The 4,148-nt window shown below is 34.4% G+C and carries 2 protein-coding genes; one reads left to right on the plus strand and one right to left on the minus strand.

The genetic code is table 11. The features are described 5' to 3' along the window. The first annotated feature begins 198 nt into the window (after positions 1–198). Positions 199–1,083, plus strand: a complete 885-nt coding sequence (locus tag VFS71_RS10080; protein ID WP_326401068.1) for an AraC family transcriptional regulator — start codon at positions 199–201, stop codon at positions 1,081–1,083. Positions 1,084–1,094: 11 nt separating this feature from the next. Here VFS71_RS10080 and VFS71_RS10085 read toward each other — a convergent pair. After that, a partial coding sequence (locus VFS71_RS10085; protein ID WP_326401069.1) for a response regulator occupies positions 1,095–4,148 on the minus strand: 3,054 nt, incomplete at its 5' end.

Raw genomic sequence — 4,148 nt, forward strand, 5'->3', positions numbered from 1 at the left:
TTTAATTTTAATGAATTCACAAATAATAATTGATAAAATATCTGACTAAAAATTTAAAACTGTGTCATAATACCTATTTTTAAGTAACATTACTGCAGAATATGTATATTACCATGATTTCTCATTGATTGCATTATTTCATAAATTTGTTTTTTAATACCCTATGGTTTTTCTTTTAAAATTAATCATAACCTTACTATGGATCAAATAGCAGATGGATTTAAAGGCGAAAGAGCAATCGTTGTTCCTTACAGCGTGCGAAACTTTCAGTCTGAAAATGAACTGACAAAAAACGCTTTCATCACACATATTGGGTATTACCCGAATGCAAAATATCATTTCCGGAAACGGTCAAAAGGCGCACTTGAAAACATTCTTATTTATTGTGAAAGCGGAAAAGGGTTTATAACTTTTGAAAATGAAAAATTTTCGCTTACTAAAGATCAGGCATTTATTATTCCTGCACACAAAGCGCATAGCTATGAAGCCGAAATATCAAAGCCATGGAGCATTTATTGGTTACATTTTAAAGGAACTTCAAACTCTTTACATGCTGCTGTTTCCGGGAAAATTTTAAATCTAAACGACAGCCGATCAACAGACAGATTAAACTTATTCGAAGAAATATATCAGAATCTAGAAATGGGTTTCAATCCCGATAACTTAGAATATTCCAGTATTTGTCTGCAGCATTTTCTTGCCAGTATAAAATACACAGATCAGTTTTTAAAAATAAAAACAGCAGATACAGAAGTTTTAGATGTAATACCCATGAGTATCATTTACATGAAAAACAATCTGACAAATAAAATAACGCTTCATGATATTGCACAGCATGTCGGCTATTCGAGTTCTTATTTTGGTGCTTTATTTTTAGAAAAAACATCATTTACCCCTATGGATTATTACAATCAGCTAAAGGTTCAGAATTCCTGCTCCCTTTTGCAGTTCAGCAATATGAAAATAAAAGAGATCGCTTATCAATTGGGCTATTATGACCCGTTTCATTTTTCAAAATCTTTCAGGTTGGTTATGGAAATATCACCGCGCGAATACCGTCTTCAATACAAAAGCCAAGTGTAACCTGCCAAAGTTTATTTTATAATATTTAGATCCGAATTAAAAGAACTTTTATACTTCTTGATATATTCTGATGGTGTCATCCCAAAGAGTTTGACAAACTGCTGCCTAAAATATTTTGGATCTTCAAAACCTACCTCAACACTTGCCTGGGCAATATTCATATTTTCGGTGAGCATTAACATGGCAGCTCTTCTTATTCGGATGGAACGTATAAAAGCATTTAATGTCTGTCCGGAAATAATTTTAATTTTAGTGTACAGCGTTCTATGACTCATCCCCATCTCAATGGCAAAATTTTTAATGGTAAAGTCTCGTTTATGAATATTAGCCTCAATAACAGCAATACATTTTTTTAAAATCTCCTGATACTCAGCTGGGACTTTTTGAGTATTTTCTTTGAGCGTAATACTGTCCAAAAAGTAGGTTCTTAAATTGCTTCGGCTTTTCAACAGCGATTCAACACGGGCTACGAGCAAGTCATCATCAAACGGCTTGGTTATATAATCATCTGCTCCGTCACTTATTCCCTGCAGATGTGTTTCAGGATTTTTGGACGCAGTTAACAGTATCACTGGAATATGAGACAAACTGCTGTTCTCTTTAATTTTTCGACACAATTCAAGACCATCCATCACATCCATCGCAATATCGCTGATCACCAAGTCAGGCATGTGTTTTTTAGTCAGTTTCAAACCTTCCTCTCCGTTATCTGCACTATATATTATATGTGTATCTGAAAAAAGCCTGATCAGATAATTCCTGATATCAGTATTATCGTCTATGATTAAAAGCGTTCGTTTATCTGTCAGCATCACTTTATGCAGTTCCTGCTCTGAAGCAGCATTGGCAGATACTTCATTAATCTCTTCTACATCATCAGTCATTAATTCTTGGACCAATGGACTCAATTTTGGAGCAACAATACTTATATGTAAATCTTCAAAATGATCTTGTCCTTTTAAAAACGTCAGTTTAAAAGTACTGCCTTTTCCAATTTCGCTGGTACAGCTTACTGTTCCTTTATGTTTTTCGACAAAATACCTAACAATAAATAGCCCGATTCCAAAACCTGAACTACCTCCCACTGGCACTTTAGAATTCACTCTTTTAAATTTCTCAAAAATAGTTTCCAAATCATCTGCTGCAATTCCAGTCCCGTTGTCCAAAACCTCTATGATTACATCAGTTTGAGTTTCTGACAAATGAAGACAGATTTCTCCCCCGGCTGGAGTAAATTTGAAAGCATTGGAAATCAGATTAAACAAGGATATTTCAATTTTCTCGTAATCACCTATTATTTCAATATTGTTTTCCGGTATCTGAAAAGTATAATCAATATTTTTATCTTTTGCCTGATTTACAAAACACTGATAAATTTCATAACAGAGATTATTGACATTTATAACAGACATTTTGAGTTCATCAGCATCATTTTCAGCTTTTCGGAAAAGCAGCAGCTGATCTACTAAACTCAAAAGCCTTCTTGCATTTCTATGCGCAATTACTAAATCACTTACCGAAGAACTATTTTCGACATTGCCTTTTTTAATCGCCTTTTTTAATGGATTTATAATCAAAGACAAAGGTGTACGGAACTCATGAGAGATATAGGTAAACATTGATGACTGCTTTTCGGCAACTTCTTTTTCCTTTACCCTTTCTAATTCGGCAATTTTTACCTGATACTTTAATTTTTCCTTGTTTTTATTATATCGGATGTAGGCGTAGATAATTCCTGCTCCTGCCAATAAATAAAAGCTGTATGCCCACCAGGATCTGTACCATGGCGGTGAGACAATAACCGTAATCAAGCTTTCTTCTTTGTTCCAGCCTCCCCTAAAATTGGTTGTTTTAACTTTAAAAATATACTTGCCTTCTGCCAGTTTCGCATAATTTGCCTTTCGGGCCTGACCTACATAATTCCAGCGATCATCCCATCCGTCTAAGTAATAGGCATAATTAATTTTATCGGCATTATTATAATCCAATGCCACAAATTCTATTGATAAGGTAGTCTGATCGTAAGGCAGGTTAACTTCTTTAATTCTGCCGGAATCCCATTTCGAAATGAATTCGTTCTTACTTTCTTCAATAGGTTGATTGTTCAGATAAAAATCGGTCAACAGTAAATTATTCTTCTGATTAAACTCTTTTATGTCTTCTGGAAAAAAAGAGTTGAAACCGTTTATTCCCCCAAAAAGAAATTCTCCTGTAGATAATTTCAGACCGGCATTAAAACTAAACTGATTACTTTGCAGTCCGTCATTTATCGAAAAATTTCTGAATGTTTTGTTTTTTTTATCAAATCGGCAGATTCCATTGTAAGTACTCATCCATAAATTTCCGGATTTATCTTCCAGCAATCTCAAAATCGTATTGGAAGGCAATCCGTCATCTGTAGTCAGCCTTTTAAACGTATTTGTTTTCCTGTCAAACAGCAGCAGTCCTCCTTCTTGAGTACCCAGCCAAAGATTTTTGTCCTTATCCTCATGTATGCACCTTATAGGATTCCCAATAAGGTACTTCTTGTATTTTCTGTCTTTTTTATCGATTGCCAATAGTGATGTATAATTACAGCCCCAAAACTTACCGTCACTTGCCTCGACAAGGCACTGCAGGTTATCAATAGTTTTATTAAAAAGCACAAAACTGTTTTTAACTCTGTCAAATAAATACAAAGAGCCTTCATTGGTCGCACTGGCCCAAATATCCCCGTCAAGATCTTTATATACAAACCAGATGTTTTTCTCAATCTGTTTGGTAAATGAATTATAACATGAAAACTGGGTAATCGCATTGGTTGCAGAATTAATTCTGTTTACTCCTCCAGCCCAAGTTGACACCCAAATATCATTATTATTATCCCTAATTATTCCAGTGATAAAATTACTGCTGATCTTATGAGATGAAGCTGCCGTCGTATTGTAGATAGTATAGGTATTATTTTTTTTGTTCCAATATTTCAAACCTGCGCCATCTGTTCCTATCCAAAGATTCTTTTTTTCATCTTCGCAAAAAGACAATATAAAATTTTCCGCAGGGTCAATGTCTTTTACATTATATCG

The sequence above is a fragment of the Flavobacterium sp. genome (genome assembly GCF_035760125.1).
GTDB lineage: Bacteria > Bacteroidota > Bacteroidia > Flavobacteriales > Flavobacteriaceae > Flavobacterium.